Origin of the sequence: Streptomyces sp. NPDC003035 (genome assembly GCF_042888285.1) — a bacterium.
Taxonomy (GTDB): Bacteria; Actinomycetota; Actinomycetes; order Streptomycetales; family Streptomycetaceae; genus Streptomyces.
Window position 1 is genome coordinate 1,296,954 of sequence record NZ_JBIAPJ010000001.1, and the last position, 16,386, is coordinate 1,313,339.

At 71.2% G+C, this 16,386-nt stretch carries 15 protein-coding genes; 7 read left to right on the forward strand and 8 right to left on the reverse strand.

The window, feature by feature from the left end; all coding sequences use genetic code 11:
* The first annotated feature begins 3 nt into the window (after window positions 1-3).
* Window positions 4-1,587, forward strand: a complete 1,584-nt coding sequence (locus ACFYV5_RS05825; RefSeq protein ID WP_389164788.1) for a hypothetical protein — start codon at window positions 4-6, stop codon at window positions 1,585-1,587.
* Between the two features lie 53 nt (window positions 1,588-1,640).
* On the opposite strand, the gene ACFYV5_RS05830 is transcribed toward ACFYV5_RS05825, so the two are convergent.
* Both ACFYV5_RS05830 and ACFYV5_RS05835 read right to left on the reverse strand, forming a co-directional pair.
* Window positions 1,641-2,441: a VOC family protein gene (locus ACFYV5_RS05830; RefSeq protein WP_389164790.1), complete on the reverse strand. Its 801-nt coding sequence runs from the start codon at window positions 2,439-2,441 to the stop codon at window positions 1,641-1,643.
* 126 nt (window positions 2,442-2,567) lie between these two features.
* Complete coding sequence (locus tag ACFYV5_RS05835; protein WP_389164793.1) at window positions 2,568-2,924, reverse strand: DUF779 domain-containing protein; 357 nt, start codon at window positions 2,922-2,924, stop codon at window positions 2,568-2,570.
* Between the two features lie 159 nt (window positions 2,925-3,083).
* On the opposite strand from ACFYV5_RS05835, the gene ACFYV5_RS05840 reads away from it, so the two are divergent.
* The gene (locus ACFYV5_RS05840) at window positions 3,084-4,163 is read left to right on the forward strand and encodes a dihydrodipicolinate reductase (protein ID WP_389164797.1); all 1,080 of its coding nucleotides are present in this window, start codon (window positions 3,084-3,086) and stop codon (window positions 4,161-4,163) included.
* Window positions 4,160-4,639 (forward strand): carboxymuconolactone decarboxylase family protein, encoded by a 480-nt coding sequence (locus ACFYV5_RS05845; RefSeq protein ID WP_355109425.1) that lies wholly within the window; start codon window positions 4,160-4,162, stop codon window positions 4,637-4,639. Before ACFYV5_RS05840 ends, ACFYV5_RS05845 begins: the two co-directional genes overlap by 4 nt.
* 2 nt (window positions 4,640-4,641) lie before the next feature.
* On the opposite strand, the gene ACFYV5_RS05850 is transcribed toward ACFYV5_RS05845, so the two are convergent.
* A complete protein-coding gene (locus ACFYV5_RS05850) occupies window positions 4,642-6,219 on the reverse strand; it encodes a GMC oxidoreductase (protein ID WP_389164800.1) in 1,578 nt (525 codons plus the stop codon).
* A gap of 161 nt (window positions 6,220-6,380) precedes the next feature.
* Here ACFYV5_RS05850 and ACFYV5_RS05855 point away from each other — a divergent pair, with 161 nt between their 5' ends.
* Window positions 6,381-6,977 carry a hypothetical protein gene (locus tag ACFYV5_RS05855; RefSeq protein ID WP_389164803.1) on the forward strand — a complete coding sequence of 199 codons (597 nt, stop codon included), beginning with the start codon at window positions 6,381-6,383 and terminating at the stop codon, window positions 6,975-6,977.
* A gap of 44 nt (window positions 6,978-7,021) precedes the next feature.
* Here the strand turns inward: ACFYV5_RS05855 and ACFYV5_RS05860 are convergent, their stop codons facing one another.
* Complete coding sequence (locus ACFYV5_RS05860; protein WP_355109419.1) at window positions 7,022-7,750, reverse strand: VOC family protein; 729 nt, start codon at window positions 7,748-7,750, stop codon at window positions 7,022-7,024.
* Window positions 7,751-7,931: 181 nt separating this feature from the next.
* On the opposite strand from ACFYV5_RS05860, the gene ACFYV5_RS05865 reads away from it, so the two are divergent.
* Window positions 7,932-9,152 carry an aromatic acid exporter family protein gene (locus ACFYV5_RS05865; protein WP_355110106.1) on the forward strand — a complete coding sequence of 407 codons (1,221 nt, stop codon included), beginning with the start codon at window positions 7,932-7,934 and terminating at the stop codon, window positions 9,150-9,152.
* Between the two features lie 3 nt (window positions 9,153-9,155).
* On the opposite strand, the gene ACFYV5_RS05870 is transcribed toward ACFYV5_RS05865, so the two are convergent.
* Complete coding sequence (locus ACFYV5_RS05870; RefSeq protein WP_355109417.1) at window positions 9,156-9,347, reverse strand: hypothetical protein; 192 nt, start codon at window positions 9,345-9,347, stop codon at window positions 9,156-9,158.
* Between the two features lie 180 nt (window positions 9,348-9,527).
* Here ACFYV5_RS05870 and ACFYV5_RS05875 point away from each other — a divergent pair, with 180 nt between their 5' ends.
* Complete coding sequence (locus tag ACFYV5_RS05875) at window positions 9,528-9,806, forward strand: hypothetical protein (protein WP_355109415.1); 279 nt, start codon at window positions 9,528-9,530, stop codon at window positions 9,804-9,806.
* On the opposite strand, the gene ACFYV5_RS05880 is transcribed toward ACFYV5_RS05875, so the two are convergent.
* Window positions 9,800-11,092: a sensor histidine kinase gene (locus ACFYV5_RS05880; protein ID WP_389164807.1), complete on the reverse strand. Its 1,293-nt coding sequence runs from the start codon at window positions 11,090-11,092 to the stop codon at window positions 9,800-9,802. The two genes, ACFYV5_RS05875 and ACFYV5_RS05880, sit on opposite strands and share 7 nt — an antisense overlap.
* Before the next feature lie 316 nt (window positions 11,093-11,408).
* Here ACFYV5_RS05880 and ACFYV5_RS05885 point away from each other — a divergent pair, with 316 nt between their 5' ends.
* The gene (locus tag ACFYV5_RS05885) at window positions 11,409-13,208 is read left to right on the forward strand and encodes a S8 family serine peptidase (RefSeq protein ID WP_389164810.1); all 1,800 of its coding nucleotides are present in this window, start codon (window positions 11,409-11,411) and stop codon (window positions 13,206-13,208) included.
* 55 nt (window positions 13,209-13,263) lie between these two features.
* On the opposite strand, the gene ACFYV5_RS05890 is transcribed toward ACFYV5_RS05885, so the two are convergent.
* Complete coding sequence (locus ACFYV5_RS05890; protein WP_355109409.1) at window positions 13,264-14,826, reverse strand: GMC family oxidoreductase N-terminal domain-containing protein; 1,563 nt, start codon at window positions 14,824-14,826, stop codon at window positions 13,264-13,266.
* Entirely contained in the window at window positions 14,823-16,376 is a 1,554-nt protein-coding gene (locus tag ACFYV5_RS05895; RefSeq protein ID WP_389164813.1) for an APC family permease, read from the reverse strand. The genes ACFYV5_RS05890 and ACFYV5_RS05895 overlap by 4 nt, the downstream gene beginning before the upstream one ends.
* Window positions 16,377-16,386 lie beyond the last annotated feature (10 nt).

The window sequence follows — 16,386 nt, forward strand, 5'->3', positions numbered from 1 at the left end:
GCCTTGACCACCCCCAGCCGACGAGCCCGCGCGCTCGCCCTGATCGCCGCGGTGAGCGCGACCGCCCTCGCGTTCGCCACCCCCGTCGCCCTCGCCGACGACATACCGCTCGCCCCGGGCCACCGGCTCGTCGACCACTACGAGGGCGCCCCCGCCACCGCGCGTCCGGTGCCGGGCGACGCACCCGCCCAGCACCCGTACCTCGCCCCCAACGGGCGCAGCGGGATGCACGCGGACGGCGCGGGCAGCGGAACCCATCCTTTCTCCGGGCCGCTCGGGCGCGACCCGCGGGTCTCCAGCGAGAAGATCGCCGCCCTCGGCGGCGAGTGCGCCACCGCCACCTTCGACTCGGCCGGCCGCCTCCTCACCGTCTGCGGGACCTTCTCCGGCTTCCTGCTCAAGCTGCTCGACCCCCGCACCCTGGACACGCTCGCCGAGTACCGACTGCCCCAGCGGTCCTCGACCGTCGAGGCCATCACCCGCCTCGACTTCGAGAAGATCTTCAAGGACACCTCCGGCGGCGCCTACTTCTACCTCGACCACCGGGACCGGGTCGTGCTCGCCGACTCCCGGCAGCACGTCCTCCGCATCGCGCACGGCCAGAAGGCCGACGGAGCATGGCAGTTCACCGTCGAGGACGACTGGGACCTCACCTCGCTCGTCCCGCACGACTGCGTCGGCTGGACCAACCTCTTCCCGAGCGGCGTCTGCGACCCCGTCACCTCCGTCATGCCCGACTGGGACGGCCGCGTCTGGTGGGTGACCCGGCTCGGCCGCGTCGGCACGGTCGACCCCGCCACCGGCGCCCTGCGCTCGGTCCGGCTCGCCGGCGAGGAGATCCAGAACTCCTTCTCGGTCGCCGAGGACGGCGTCTCCATCGTCTCCGACCACGCGCTCTACAGCTTCCGCGCCGACGCCGACGGCACCCCGAGGATCCAGTGGCGCCAGACGTACGACCGGGGGACGGGGACCAAACCCGGCTCCGTGAACCAGGGTTCGGGCACCACCCCCGACCTCTTCGGCGCCGGTGCCGAGTACGTCGCCATCACCGACAACGCGGACGACCGGATGAACGTCCTGGTCTACCGGCGCGGGGCCGCCGTTCCCGCGGCCGAGCGCCTGGTCTGCAAGGTCCCGGTCTTCGGCTCCGGCGCCTCCACCACCGACAACTCGCTGATCAGCTGGGGCAACAGTCTCGTCGTCGAGAACAACTACGGCTACGAGAACCCCACCACGCTGACCTTCGGCCGCAGCGTCGTCGGCGGCGCGGCCCGGATCGACGTCCGGCCCGACGGCAGCGGCTGCGACACCGTCTGGGAGAGCGACGTCCGCTCGCCCTCCACCGTGCCCAAGCTGTCCACCGCCAACGGCCTGCTGTACTTCTACGAGAAGGAGCCCCACGCCCTCGGCATCGACGCCTGGTACCTGACGGCCGTCGACTTCCGTACCGGGAAGCGCGCCTGGAAGCGGTTCACCGGCACCGGCGCGGCCTACGACAACAACTGGGCCCCGATCACCATCGGGCCCGACGGCACCGCGTACATCGGGGTGTTCAACGGGATCGTCGCCGTCCGCGACGCGGAGTGAGACGCGACGGTGCCCGGAGCCGTGCGGGCCCCGGGCACCGTCGCGCGTACGGCTCAGACCATCGCGGGGACCTCACCCTCCGTGGTCGTGAGGTCGATCACGGCGAAGGCCGCGCCCTGCGGGTCGACGATCGCCGCGAACCGACCGAAGGGGCTGTCCATCGGCCCGAAGGCCGTCCGTCCGCCGAGCTTCTCCGCCGTCTCGACGGTCCGGTCGCAGTTGTCGACGGCGAAGTAGATCTGGATGTACGACGGGACCTCGGCCGGGAAGTCCTCCGGCGTCATCGTCATCCGGCCGAGGACCGGCATCTCGCCGCCCAGGTCGAAGACCTTGTAGTCGACGTGCTCGTCCATCATCTTCTTCGCGTTGTAGCCGAAGACCGAGGTGAAGAAGGCGTCGGACTTCGCGGGCTCCCGGGTGAAGATCTCCGCCCACGCGAAGGTGCCGGTCTCGCCCTCCAGCTCGAAGCCCTCGTGGACGCCGGGCTGCCACACGCCGAAGAGCACGCCCGAGGGGTCCTGCGCCAGGCACATCGAACCGAAGTCGCCGACGGCCATGGGCTCCATGAGCAGGGTGCCGCCGCTGTTCTTGATCTTCTCGGCCGTGGCGGTCGCATCGGGCGAGGAGAAGTACAGACACCAGGCCGACTGCGGCGGGGTGTCCTGCCCCGGCATGGGCGGGACGACGGCCGCGACCGCCTTGCCGTTCCGGAATGCCTGGGTGTAATTGCCGAATTCCGAGGAGGCTTCGCCGAAGGTCCAGCCCAGCACCTCGCCGTAGAAGCTCTTGGCTCCTTCGACGTCGGTGAACATCGCGTCGGTCCAGACCGGCGTGCCTTCAGGTCGTGCGGCCATGACGGTGACTCTCTTCCGATCGATGGTTCTCGATGGGGTTGCCGTCACCCACGCTAGCCAGCACGCGCGCGCCGCGCTCGGTGACGCACCGTGACGGAGAGCCCACTGCGGCCGGCCGCCGCCCAGTCATCCGATCACGCGCGACCGGATGAGGAAACGAACCCCCTCGGGGGCCTCCAGCGAGAAGCCGCTGCCGCGCCCCGCCACCACGTCCACGATGAGGCGGGTGTGGCTCCACACCTCGAACTGGGACCTCGACATCCAGAAGGGGACCGGCTCCGCGACGCCGGGGACCTCCAGGGAGGCGAGCAGGACGTCGGAATCGCCGGTGCGGAACTCCCCGTCCGGATAGCACATCGGAGCGCTGCCGTCGCAGCAGCCACCGGACTGGTGGAACATCAGCGGCCCGTGGAGCCCGCGCAGCCGCCGCACCAGCTCGGCGGCGGCGGGGGTCAGCTCCACGCGCGCCTCGGATCGGTCCATCTCCGCCCCTTCCCGGTCGGCCGGTGTCCCAGTCGACACCGCCCGAGGTTGCGAGAGGGTTGCGCCCCCTCGGTGCACGCGCACCTCGGGCGGGACGTCGGAAGATCGGGTCCGTGCACGACTCTTGGAACTGACGGTCCGTCAGGTTAGTCTCCGGGCATGATTCCGACCGTCGTCTGGGGCACCGGAAACGTCGGCCGCGCGGCCCTGCGGGCCGTCGACGCCCACCCCGCGCTCGCGCTCACCGCCGTCCTCGTCCACGACCCCGGCAAGGTCGGCCGAGACGCGGGTGACCTCGCCGGACTCGACCGCGCCCTCGGGGTCGCGGCGACCGACGACATCGACGCCGTGCTCGCCGCCCGCCCGAGGGCGGTCGTGTACGCCGCGTCCGGCGACATCCGGCCCGACGAGGCGCTCGCCGACGTCGTCAGGGCCGTCCGCGGGGGAGCGGTGGTCGTGACCCCCGCGCTCTACCCGCTCTACGACCCGCGCAGCGCCCCGTCGGAGTTCCGGGACCCGGTGCTCGCCGCCGTCGCGGAGGGCGGGGGCTCGCTGTTCGTCTCCGGCGTCGACCCGGGTTGGGGCAACGACGTGCTGCCCCTGCTGATCAGCGGCCTCGCCACCACCGTGGACGCCATCCGCTGCCAGGAGATCTTCGACTACTCGACGTACGAGCAGGAGGACTCCGTCCGCCACCTCGTCGGCATGGGCCACCCGATGACGTACGAGCCGCTGATGCTGGCCCCCTCGGTCCCGACCATGGTCTGGGGCGGCCAGATACGGCTGATGGCCCGGGCCCTCGGCGTCGAGCTCGACGAGATCCGCGAGACCCTGGAGCGGCGCGCCCTCGACACCACGGTGACCACCCGGACGATGGGCGTCTTCGAGGCCGGCACCCAGGGCGCCGTGCGCTTCGAGGTGCAGGGCATCGTCGGGGGAGTGCCCCGCATCGTCATCGAGCACGTCACCCGGATCCACCCCTCCTGCGCCCCCGACTGGCCGACGCCGCCCGACGGCACGGGCGCGCACCGGGTGGTCGTCGAGGGGCGCCCGCGCATCGAGGTCACGGTGGAGGCGAGCGACGAGGGCGAGAACCGCTCCGCGGGCGGGAACGCCACCGCCGTCGGACGGCTCGTGAACGCCGTCGACTGGCTCGTGGCCGCCGAGCCCGGCCTCTACGACGCGCTCGACGTCCCCCTGCGGCCCGCGGTCGGCACACTGGGAAGGAAGCAGCCATGAGGATCGACGTCCCCGAGGGCAGGCACCCGATCGAGTACGTGTGGGGCGAGATCGTCCCCGAGATCGGGACGGCCGCCTCGAACTTCTCCCTGTCCGTCTACGCCCACACGACCCTGGGGCTGCGCGAGTTCGAGGCCGCGCGCCTGCGCGTCGCGCAGATCAACGGCTGTCTGTTCTGCCTCGACTGGCGGACCGAACGCGACGGCGCGAAGGTCGAGGAGTCGTTCGCGGACGCGGTGACCCAGTGGCGCACCACCGATGCCTTCGACGACCGCACGCGACTGGCCGCGGAGTACGCCGAGCGGTACGCCCTGGATCATCATGGTCTCGACGAGGAGTTCTGGACTCGTATGGCCGCGCACTACAGCCAGGCGGAGATCGTGGAGCTGACGATGAGCATCGGCTCGTGGCTGGCGTTCGGGCGGCTCAACCGGGTGCTTGGCCTCGATGCGGTGTGTGTGCTGCCCACACAGTGACCTCAGAGATCGGTGGCGATGATCTTCTCGATGTTCCGTTCGGCGAGCGCGGTGATGGTGACGAACGGGTTGACGCTGGTGTTGCCGGGGATCAGCGCGCCGTCGATCACATAGAGGCCGGGATGGCCGTGGAGACGGCCGTAGTTGTCGGTGGCCCGGTTCAACACCGCGCCGCCGAGCGGGTGGTACGTGAGATGGTCGCCCCAGATCTTGTACGCGCCGAAGAGGTCGGTGCGGTAGATCGTCCCCTCCTTCGCGTTGATCCGGTCGAAGATGGTTCTGGCCGCGTCGATGGACGGCTGCTTCCAGGCGGTCTGCCAGTTCAACTCGACGCGGCCCGCCGCCGCGTTCCACGAGAAGGCGGCGCGGTGCGGGTTCCTGGTGATCGAGAGGTAGAACGAGGCGTACGTCTCGATGCCGGTGGGCAGCGGCGCCACCTCGGCGAACGCCCCGCCCGCGGCCCAGTTGTCGATGCCGGCCGTGGGCATGGACGCCTGGAGCTTCCCTGTCGCGTCCCACATGTGGTTCGCGCGTCCGCACATCACGTTGCCGTTGTCGCCCCACCCCTGGCCGATCTCGCCGTTGAGGCGGGGCAGCGCGCCGGTCGCCTTCAGCATGGTCAGCAGCTTGCTGGTGCCGACGCTGCCGGCCGCGAAGAACACCCGGTCCGCGACGACGGAGGTGGTGGCCGTGGTGTTCCCGCCGGTGTCGAGCCGGTCCATGACGACCGTGTAGCCGCCGCCGGAGGCCGGCGTCACCGACGTCACCTTGTGCAGCGGTGCGACGGTGACCCGGCCGGTCGCCCTGGCCCGCGCGAGATAGGTCTTCTGCAGGGTCTTCTTGCCGTGGTTGTTGCCGTAGAGCACCTCGCCCGCGAGCGCGGAGGTGGGAACGGCCCCGGCCGCCTCCTGCTTCATGTACTCCCAGTCGTACACGTTGGGCACGAAGACGAACGGGAAGCCGGAGCGTTCGGCGTGCTGACGGCCCACCCGCGCGTACTGGTAGCAGGCGGCGCTCTCCCACCAGGCCGGGTCGACGTGGGTGACCCCGAGGCCGGCGTTGGCGCGGGGGTAGTAGACCGCGTACATCTCGTCGGCGTTCACGGACGGCAGGACGGCCCCGAAGTTCTCCCTGCGCGGGGTGACCGCCATGCCGCCGTTCACCAGTGAACCGCCGCCGACGCCCCGGCCCTGGTAGACCGTGATGCCGCCGAACTCCTCGGCGTCCAGGATGCCGGTGTGCCGGGGGACGTCCTTGTCGAGCGGGAAGCCGAGGAACTGGCTCAGGGGCTGCTTGGTCCGGGTGCGGAGCCAGAAGGAGCGGTAGTCGGGGGTCGTGGTGTTGGCGAAGATCTTTCCGTCGGGGCCGGGGGTGTCCCAGGCCATGCCCATCTCGACCATGTGCACCTCGACGCCCGCCTCGGCGAGGCGCAGCGCGGCGACGGAGCCGCCGTAGCCGGTGCCGATCACCAGGGCGGGGACGCGGGCCTGCGGGGTCGATGCGAAGGCGGATCCTGGGAGCGTCAGCGCGCCGAGAAGAGAACCTGTTCCCGTGATGAAGCCACGGCGTGAAACAGCCATGTTCGTTCCTCACTGTGGGTGGAATGGGAACGAGTTCTACTGCCGGTGGCATGGGAAGTCACGGCATACCGATTGGTAACTTTTGGGTGGATCGCTCAAGAATGATCGGGACAAAGCCGACATTCTGGTGAGTCAGAGATCCGCCGAATCCGGGAGTGCGCATGCCCCTGCCGACCCTCGCCCCCGACACCGTCGACCGCGCGGCGGCGCGGCTCTACGACACCGCCGCCTGGCAGGAGATCGTCCGGCACTGGGACACCCCCGACACGCCGGCGTCCGCCCCCGAGGACTGGCGCCGGCTGCTCTCCGTCCCCATCGACCAGCTCGTCACCACCGCCCTCGCCGGCCTCACCCCGCCCCCGCCCGCCGAGCGGCGGCTCCCCGGCCGGCTCGGCGCCGTCCTGCCCGACCGGCTGCACGCCTGGCGCCGCATCGGACAGAGCGACCTGCGCCCCTCCACCCACCTCGCCAACGCCCGTCAGATCCTCGTCGAGTGGGGCTGGCAGAACCGCCCGTACCGCCTCCGCGACGCCCGGGGGGCCCGCTGTCTCTGCGGCGCCCTGCTCACCGCCCACCGCCTCGGCTACGGCAGCGCCGACACCATGAACCGCTCCGCCGCCTGGATCGTCACCGAACTGCGCGCCCAGGGCTGGACAGGCCTGATCGGCCCGTGGAACCGCGCACCGGGACGTGACCGGGACCAGGCGCTCGCCCTCCTCGACGCCACGATCCGGCGGGCCGCGCACGCGGGCGAGTGACCACCGCACGCGGGCGAGTGACCTCCCGGGCAGCGCGCCCGGGGTCATTCCACGCTGTCCGCCACCGTGAAGAGCCCGCCGTCCGGATCGCGCAGCGTGACGCAGCGGCCGTTGCCCGAGGGCAGCACGGCCGACGTGGCGGTCCCACCCGCCCGGAGGGCGGCCTCGAGGGCGACGTCGACGTCGGACACCCGGAAGTGCACGTGCCAGCGGGGCCTGATCTGCGGATCGGGCGCCGCCTCCACCGCGCCGCCGTACAGCCGCGCGACGGTCACCTCGCCGTGACTGAGCACGACATGGTCGTCCTCGTAGGAGACCTGGCAGCAGCCGGGCCGCTCGCCGGCCCATTCCAGTACCTCGGCGTAGAAGATGGCCGCGTCGAAGGCGTTCCGCGTCCGCAGCTCCAGCCAGGCCGGGGCGCCCCCCTTGCCGACGCTCCAGTCGGGGATCACCTCGCCCTCCCAGATGCCGAAGACGGCGCCCTCACGGTCGGACGCGAGCGCCGCGCGGCCCGTACCGAACCGCAGGGGTCCCACGGCCACCGTGGCGCTCCGCTCGCGGATGCGGGACGCGGTCAGATCGGCGTCGTCGACGGCGAAGTACGGGGTCCATGCGACCGCCACGGCCAGCCGTGGCGCCAGCGCGCCGATCCCGGCGACAGGCGCGCCGTCGCTCAGCGCGACGGAGAACTCCTCACCCAGCCGGGTGGGCCGGAACTCCCAGCCGAAGACGGCACCGTAAAAAGCCTCCGCGGCCCCCAGGTCGCGGGCCATGAGACTGACCCAACAAGGGGCGCCGGACATCGCATGGCTCGAGGTCGACACAGCCTTCATCCATCCGTCGCGGACGCGTGATCGTTCTCCATCCCACCGTACCCCCGACCGGATCGCCATTCCGGCGCGCCGTCCCGGTACGGCGTGCAAAGCCGCCACGGGTGGGAAAGTCTCACCAATGATGTTCGTGCACGGAGCACTACGAGAACCGTTGGCCGACCTGCTGGCGCGGCGCAGGGACCCGGTCGTCGTGCAGACCCTCAGGTCCACGGCCGCGGCGGTGATCTCCTATGCGGTCGCCCTCCAGCTGAGCAGCGAGGCGGCGCCCCTGACCGCGCCGCTCACCGCCCTGCTCGTCGTCCAGGTGACCCTCTACTCCACGCTCACCACCGGCATCCGCCGGGTCAACTCCGTGGTCGTCGGCGTGATCATCGCGATCGCGTTCAGCGCCCTCGTCGGGCTGACCTGGTGGAGTCTCGGGCTGATCATCCTGGCCTCACTGGTCGTGGGCCGGTTCGTGCGGGTCGACGAGTTCGTCCCCGAGGTCGCGATCAGCGCGATGCTCGTCCTCGGCGTCACCCAGGTCACCGACACGGCCTGGGACCGGGTCCTGGAAACGCTGATCGGCGCGGTGGTGGGCCTGCTGTTCAACGTGCTGCTCGCCCCGCCGGTCTGGGTCGGATCGGCGGGCGAGTCCATCGAGGACCTGGCACGGCGGATGCGGCAGCTCATGCTGCGTATGGGCGAGGAGCTCACCACCCCCGACTCGCCCGCCCACACCGCCGCGCGCCGGCACGAGGCGCGGCTCCACGAAGCGCGCCGGCTCGACAACGACGTGGCCGACGTCGACGCGGCGCTGCGCCAGGCGGAGGACAGCCTCCGGCTCAACCCGCGCGTCAAGGAGGGGCTCCTGCACCGCGTCGTCCTGCGCACCGGGCTCGACACGCTGGAGATCTGCGCCGTCGTCCTGCGCGTCCTGGCCCGCACGCTCACGGACCTCGCCAAGGAGCGCGGGGAGGAGGAACTCTTCCCGAGCGATGTGGCGACCGCGCTCGAAGAGCTCCTGGCGAGCGTCGCGGACACGCTCGTGAGCTACGCCGTCCTCGTCACGTCGCGCGTCAGCGCGCACGCCGACGCCGCGGAGGAACGCCTCGCGGGCGAGCTCGTCGCGGCCCGCGCGGTCCGTGACCACACGGCGGACCTGCTGCTCCAGGAGGTGCAGCGGGACCCCCGGCAGTGGCAGCTCCACGGCGCGCTGCTCGCGGAGATCGACCGGATCCTGGACGAACTGGATCTCGATCACCGCGGTCGGCGCCTGATGGAGGAACTCGACCGCCACTCCCGCGAGCGGGCCGGGAAGCGCCCGACGCTGGCGAAGATGCGTGACCGCCTCGGGGTGTAGCACTCAGTTCCGGTCGTTCATCAGCTCCTGGAAGGAGCTCATGCAGGGGGTGCAGTGACGGTCGGTCCTCTCGCGCTCTTCGAGGGGCTCCTCGTGGAGCGACTGCCCGCAGAGGGCGGTCGCGGTGCCCATGGCGGCCACGTGCCAGACGAAGACCCCGTCCCGGGGCGCTATGCCGACGTGCATTTCGTACATGGTCGTTCTCCATGCTCGGCGGACGTGTGCCTCTCCAGTGCACCGGACAGAGGGGGGTTTGCACGCCTGGAAGACGGCTGTTCGGGTGATGCCGCCCGGACCGCGGCCCCGGCCGCCCAGGCGCCGGATGGCTACGCTGGTTCTGGGGGCGTGGAAGGCGACCCGGTCGGAGGCGACCCGATGAGACGACGCCATCATTTCCACATCGACCAGGCGGGACACTCGGTCAGCGCCACCGTCGAGACCGGCCACCCCGCCGTGGTGGAGGTCCTCGTGGACGGCCACGTGATGGGGTATGCCACGGTCCGCGGCGACCGCCCCGTCTCCGTGCACATCGAGCTGCCGACCGAGCCCCCGACACCGGCGACGGTCCGGGCGGCACCCGGCCCCGGCATACCCCGCTGCGTCCTCGAAGTGCCGGGCGCGGAGCCGCAGGTCATGTCCCCGCGCCTCTACTGACGGGCGGGACCGGCGGGCAGGCGAAGCACGAAGCGGGCGCCGCCGGCGTGTTCCGCCCGGCCGGCCGAGAGGCTCCCGCCGTGCGCGTGGGCGACCCACGAGGCGATGGACAGCCCGAGCCCGGTCGAACCCGACCCGCTGCGGAACCGCTCGAACAGCGCGTCCGCCACGCCCGGGGGGAGCCCGGGACCGGCGTCCTCGACCGTGACCGTGCCGTCTCGCGTCACCTCGATCCGGACGTCGGCGGGCACACCGGGGTCGTGGCCGTGGGCGAGCGCGTTGCCCAGGAGGTTCGCCACGGCGCGCCGCACGAGCTCCGGGTCGGCCACGACCACGGTCTCCTCGGTTCGTACCGTCACCCGGTGCCCTTCGGCGGGCGTGTCCGCGACCACCGTCTCCACCAGCTGGTCCAGCCGCAGCGGCTCCGGCGCGAGGCTCTGCACCCCGCTCATCAGCCGGGCGCGGGTGAGCAGCCCGTCGACGAGCCCGCCCATGCCGTCCGCGAGCCGCATCGTGCGGCGCAGCACGTCGGCGCTGTCCGTGTCACCGCGCAGGGCGGTCTCGGCGAGCGTCCGCAGCGAGGCGACCGGAGTCCGCAGATCGTGGGCCGCGTCGGCGAGGAACGACTCCTGCTGCGCCAGCACCGTCAGCGCCGGCCGGATCGCCCGCCCGGACAGCACATGGCCGACGGCCGCGGACAGCAGGACCAGGACCGCGCAGCCGCCCGTCAGGAGCCAGGCCGTCCGTCGGTGTTCGGCCAGCGGAGCCGTGGTCTCGTACACGGTGACCACGGCACCGTCCCGACCGTCGGCGCCCTCGGCGTCGGGCGCGAAGAACGGCTCGGCGAAGAGCCGTACGGGCCGACCGTCCACCGCGCGCCGGTCGACGGCGACGACGTCCTCACGGCGTACGGCGTCCTCCGCCGCGGCCCGGACGTCGGCGGGACGGGCGGTCAGGCAGGGCCGCTCGGGGGCGAAGTCGACGACCGGTCCCGAGGACCCGTCGCGCGGCACGGAGAAGACCGTCAGCGGCGGGCAGCCGGCGTCGACGGTCTCGACGAGGTCGCGGGTGTCGAGCCGGTCCTCCGCGTCGTACGTGAGCAGGCTGATCGCCTGCGTGGTGCCGAGGTTCATGGACCGGTCGAGCTGCTCGCGCCACCGCGTGTCGTCGCTGCGGACGGCGAGCACGGCCATCGTGACGAGCCCCACGGCGCTGGTGAGGGCGAACAGGGCGGTGATCCGCCTCCGGAGCCGCCGGACCCGCCCACTGGGCGTCAGCGGCCTCACCGGGCACCCTCGCCGGCCCGCCGCCGGCCGACTCCCCCCACGACGTCGTCCCCGCCCGGCAGCACTCGCACGGCGCCCAGCCTAACCGCCCGGCGTGGTCCGTCGGTCGAGGGCGGGCCCGGACGGAACGAAGCGGTCCATCGGGGCGGAAACCCTCCCGGACCGGCACTCCGTCAGGTCAACACTCTGTAACGCCAACAGGCTTGTCGGACAGAAGGCTTCCTTCCGCACGGCATCGTCTGGGATCTTGCGTCCACCCCACACATCACACGGTCCGGTCGGTGCCACCCGCGCCCCCGGGCCTTCGGAGGACGCATTGTTTTCCCACATATCCAGCCGGCTGAGACTCTCCGTCGCGACCGCCGCAGCCCTCGGCGCTGCCGTCGCCCTCGCCGCACCCGCGCAGGCGGTGGAGTCGACCACGCCGGAGCCCTCCGGCGCCTCCGTGACGCGGACGGCGACCGTCGCGGCCCCGGCCGCCTGGGCCGCCGGCACCCGCGCCTACCTGGTCATCACCGCTCCCGGTGACACCACGGCCGTGCGCACCGCCATCGCGAACAACGGCGGTACGGTCTTCGCCTCCTACGACGCCATCGGCGTCATCGTCGCCCACTCGACGTCCTCGGGCTTCGCCTCGACGATGCGTACGGTGTCCGGCGTCCAGCAGGTCGGCGCGACCCGCACCTCCGACGTCCCCGCCGACGCCTACAACCCGGCGCTCCCCGCGAACCCGGCCCAGTCGACGACCACGCTCACCGAGTCCAACCGCTGGGACATGACGCAGATCAAGGCCGACCAGGCCTGGGCCGTCACCACCGGTTCGGCCTCCGTCAAGGTCGGCATCCTCGACACCGGCGTCGACGACCAGCACCAGGACATCGCGCCCAACTTCAACGCGGCCGACTCGGTCTCCTGCGCCTATGGCAAGGCGGACACCCGCGCCGGCGCCTGGCGGGACGTCGGCACCCACGGCACGCACGTCGCCGGCACCGTCGCCGCCGCCAAGAACGGCAAGGGGGTCATCGGCGTCGCGCCCGGCGTGAAGATCTCCTCCGTGCGCATCGCCGAGCCGACCAGCAGCCTCTTCTTCGCCGAGAACACGATCTGCGGCTTCATGTGGTCCGGCGACCACGGCTTCAAGGTCACCAACAACAGCTATTACACGGACCCGTGGGCGTTCAACTGCCCGGACAACGTGGACCAGGCCGCCATCATCGAGGGCGTCAAGCGCGCCCAGGCGTACGCCGAGAGCAAGGGCTCCCTCCAGGTCGCCGCGGCCGGCAACTCCAACTACGACCTGGCCAACAAGACGACCGACTCCGAGAGCCCCAACGACTCCACGCCGGTCACCCGCACCATCACCAACGCCTGCATCGACATCCCGACCGAGCTCCCGGGCGTCGTGACGGTCGCCGCACAGGGCAACGGGGGCGCCAAGGCCTCGTACTCCAACTTCGGCAACGGCGTCATCGACATCGCGGCCCCCGGCGGCGACGGCACCTCCGGCGTGTACTCGACGCTCCCCGGCGGTAAGTACGGCAGCAAGAGCGGTACGTCGATGGCCTCCCCGCACGTCGCGGGCGTGGCCGCGCTCATGGTGAGCGTCAACCCGGCGCTCACCCCGGCGGACCTCCGGGCCCGGCTGGCCACGCAGGCCAACGACACGGCCTGCCCCTCCGACAGCCGCTGCACGGGCACCACGGCCAACAACGGCTTCTTCGGCGAGGGCCAGACCGACGCGCTGAAGGCCGTCGGCGGCACCACCCCGCCGCCCGGGAAGTTCTTCGAGAACCTCACCGACGTCACCGTCGGCGACAACACCACGGTCGAGAGCCCGATCACGGTCAGCGGCGTGACCGGCAACGCGCCGGCCACCCTCAAGGTGGGCGTGGACATCAAGCACACGTACATCGGTGACCTGAAGGTCGACCTGGTGGCCCCCGACGGCACGGTCTACACCCTGCACAACCGGACCGGCAGCGGCACGGACAACATCGCCCAGACCTACACCGTCAACGCCTCGGCCGAGGTCGCGAACGGCGTCTGGAAGCTCCGTGTGAACGACAACGCGGCCCAGGACACCGGCAGGATCGACGCCTGGAACCTGACCTTCTAGGCCGAAGGTGCCCGACCCGGCGACCGCCGGGTCGGGCGCCTTTCCGGGCGCCTCGTCAGGCGTCCTCGCGGAGCATGTCCGCGCACTTCTCACCGATCATCATCGTCGTGATGCACGGATTGACGGTGACGAGGTCCGGCATGACCGACCCGTCCGCGACCCGCAGCCCCTGCACCCCCTTGACCCGCAGCCGCGCGTCGAGGGGCGCCAGCGGATCGTCGTCCGCACCCATCTTCACCGTGCACGCCGGGTGGTAGACGGTGTTGTGCGTCTTCTCGATGTAGTCGAGCAGCTCGTCGTCGGTGCGGACGGCCGGTCCCGGCGCGAGCTCGGCGCCCGCCCACCCCGAGAGCGCCGGCTGCTCGGCGATGCGCCGCGCGAGCTTGAGACCGTACGTCATCACGCGACGGTCGTGCTCGTGCGTGAAGTACCGGGGGTCGACCCTCGGCTTGTCGCGGTAGTCACGGCTCCGCAGCCGCACCGTCCCCCGGGACTTGGCACGGGTGACGTTGGGCGTCAGACAGAAGGCGTTCTCGGACGTCGGATATCCGTGCCGGGCGGTGTTCATGTCGAAGGGCACGGAGCCGTAGTGGAACATCAGGTCCGGCCGGTCGAGACCCGGCTCCGTGTCGTAGAAGATGCCCGCCTCCCACCACTGGCTGGACGTGGTGGTCATCGGCTGCTGGGCCTCCCACATGATGACGCCCTCGGGGTGGTCCTGAAGGTTCTCGCCGACGCCCGCGGAGTCCACGAGCACCTCGACGCCCGTCTCCCGCAGATGCTCCGCCGGGCCGATGCCCGACAGCATCAGCAGCTTCGGCGTGTCGATGGAACCGCACGAGACGATCACCTCGCGCCGGGCGCGGACCGTCCGGGTGTGGATCAGGTCCGGGTCCAGGTACTCGGCGCCGACACAGCGCCGCCCCTCGAAGACGAGCTTCTTCGCCCGTACGCCGGTGCGTATCTCCAGGTTGGGGCGCTTGCCCAGCACCGGGTGCAGATAGGCCACCGACGACGACTGGCGGATGTTGTTCTCGTCCGAGTTGATCTGGAACCAGTTCGCGCCCCTGACGACCGTCGTACCGGTGTTGAACGGGGTCGTCGGTATGCCCGCCTGCGCGCACGCCTTGAGCAGCGCCTCGCCGCACGGGTCCCCGCCCTTGAGTGTGCGGAGCTTGACGGGTCCGGTCCGGCCGTGGTGGTCACCGGGGGCGTCGTTGTTCTCCAGGCGCCGGTACAGCGGGAAGAGGTCCGCCGCGCTCCAGCCCGTACAGCCGGCGCGCGCCCAGTCGTCCAGGTCCTCGGCCGGTGCCCAGAAGGCGATGCAGGAGTTGTGCGAGGAACAGCCGCCGAGCACCTTGGCCCGGGCGTGCCGCATGAAGCTGTTGCCGCTGCCCTGCGGCTCGACCGGGTAGTCCCAGTCGTAACCGGAGTCCAGCAGGCCCATCCACCGTTCGAGTCTGAGGACGTTGTCGTCCCCGACGTCGCTCGGCCCCGCCTCCAGGACGCAGACCGTCACGGACGGGTCCTCGCTGAGCCGGGCCGCGACCACGTTGCCGGCGGTCCCGCCGCCGACGACGACGTAGTCGAACTCGTTGCTGTCGAACGCTTCGGTCATGAGGGGGTGACCTCCTTCAGTGCGGCGGGCTCAGCGGGCGTGACGGCGGCGTGATCCGCGAGGACGCCCGTACGGTGCCGCTGGACGAACCAGTAGTAGGCGAAGCCGCCCAGGGCGATCGCGCCGACGAAGAGGACGGCGCCCCAGCGCAGGTACCAGTGGTACGGGGCGGCGGCGTTGTAGACGGCCGCCCGCGGCCAGATGAGGTTGAGGGTCATCGCCCCGCCCCACAGAACCGCCAGGATGTTGACGGGCAGGCCCCAGCGGCCGAGCGAGAACTTCCCCTCGGCGGGCTGCCACCGGCCGCGCAGCCGGGCGACCAGCATCGGCACGGTGACCAGGAGATAGGCGACGTAGATCATCACGATGCCGATGCTGGTGACCACCGTGAAGATCTGCGGCTGGCGGATGTTGACCAGCAGGATGGCCAGCGCCAGGACACCGATGATCACGGTCGGCAGGATCGGGGTGCCGAACCGCGGGCTGACCTTCGCGAGCCGGGCGGACGCGGGCAGGTTGTTGTCCCGGGCCATGGCGAAGGCGAGCCGCACCGCCGCCGTGTGCACCGCGAGCGCGCAGACGGTGACCGCGATCAGCACGCACCACAGCATCGCCTTGCCGGCCGTCGGCCCCAGGACGTCCAGGACGACGTACTGCAGCCCGTCGGTCGACAGGCTCTCGCCCCGCAGGCTCGACACGCTCATCAGCGCGAGGATCAGGATGAGACCGCCCAGGACGAACGAGGCGACGATCGCGCGGATGATCGCGCGCGGCGCGTTGCGCGACGGGTCCAGGGACTCCTCGCCGAGCGAGGCCGCGGTGTCGAAGCCGTACATCACATACGCCGAGGCGAGCGAGGCGATCAGAAACGCACCCAGGTAGCCGAAGGACTGGCCGTCACCCGTGCCGGCCGTCTCCGTGACGACCTGCGGGCCGCGCACGACGTTCACCGCGAGGAGCACGATCAGCACGACGGTGGCGATGAGTTCGAGGAAGACCCCGGCGGTGTTGATCCGCGCCATCAGCTTCACGCCGAAGGCGTTGACGACGGTGGTGAAGAGGATCAGACCGGCGGCGAGGAGCACCGCGTTCGTCGCCACGTCGTACGTCCCGGTGCCGTCCCCGACGAACTGGAAGAACGACGAGATCTGAGGAAGCGTCAGCTGATAGGCGAGGGCCACGGCCGCGATGGACACGACCGAGGCGATGAGCATCATCCAGCCCGCCAGCCAGCCGACGTGCGCGTTGCCCACCTTCTTCGACCAGTTGTAGATGGAACCCGCGACCGGGTAGCGGGCGGCCAGCTCCGCGAAGCAGAGCGCGACCATGAACTGCCCGGCGAAGACCATCGGCCAGGACCACCAGTAGGCCGGGCCGCCGCTGGCGTAGCCGAAGTAGAAGAGCTGGAAGGTGCCGGTGAGGATCGAGATGTACGAGATGCCGGCCGCGAAGGTGTGGAAGTTGCCGAGCGTCCGTTTGAGTTCCGGCCGGTAGCCGAACTCGGCGAGCTCGGCGTCGTCGGAGGCCGGGGAGGGTGGAGCGATCGTCATGGTGTGACTC

Bases quoted from the DNA above. Each gene is read 5' to 3' on its own strand.
- ACFYV5_RS05835 (WP_389164793.1), bottom strand. From the start codon at position 2,924: ATGGACCGATCCGAGGCGCGCGTGGAGCTGACCCCCGCCGCCGCCGAG.
- ACFYV5_RS05865 (WP_355110106.1), top strand. From the start codon at position 7,932: ATGTTCGTGCACGGAGCACTACGAGAACCGTTGGCCGACCTGCTGGCG.
- ACFYV5_RS05875 (WP_355109415.1), top strand. From the start codon at position 9,528: ATGAGACGACGCCATCATTTCCACATCGACCAGGCGGGACACTCGGTC.
- ACFYV5_RS05845 (WP_355109425.1), top strand. From the start codon at position 4,160: ATGAGGATCGACGTCCCCGAGGGCAGGCACCCGATCGAGTACGTGTGG.
- ACFYV5_RS05830 (WP_389164790.1), bottom strand. From the start codon at position 2,441: ATGGCCGCACGACCTGAAGGCACGCCGGTCTGGACCGACGCGATGTTC.
- ACFYV5_RS05870 (WP_355109417.1), bottom strand. From the start codon at position 9,347: ATGTACGAAATGCACGTCGGCATAGCGCCCCGGGACGGGGTCTTCGTC.
- ACFYV5_RS05840 (WP_389164797.1), top strand. From the start codon at position 3,084: ATGATTCCGACCGTCGTCTGGGGCACCGGAAACGTCGGCCGCGCGGCC.
- ACFYV5_RS05890 (WP_355109409.1), bottom strand. From the start codon at position 14,826: ATGACCGAAGCGTTCGACAGCAACGAGTTCGACTACGTCGTCGTCGGC.
- ACFYV5_RS05895 (WP_389164813.1), bottom strand. From the start codon at position 16,376: ATGACGATCGCTCCACCCTCCCCGGCCTCCGACGACGCCGAGCTCGCC.
- ACFYV5_RS05860 (WP_355109419.1), bottom strand. From the start codon at position 7,750: ATGGCCCGCGACCTGGGGGCCGCGGAGGCTTTTTACGGTGCCGTCTTC.
- ACFYV5_RS05850 (WP_389164800.1), bottom strand. From the start codon at position 6,219: ATGGCTGTTTCACGCCGTGGCTTCATCACGGGAACAGGTTCTCTTCTC.
- ACFYV5_RS05855 (WP_389164803.1), top strand. From the start codon at position 6,381: ATGCCCCTGCCGACCCTCGCCCCCGACACCGTCGACCGCGCGGCGGCG.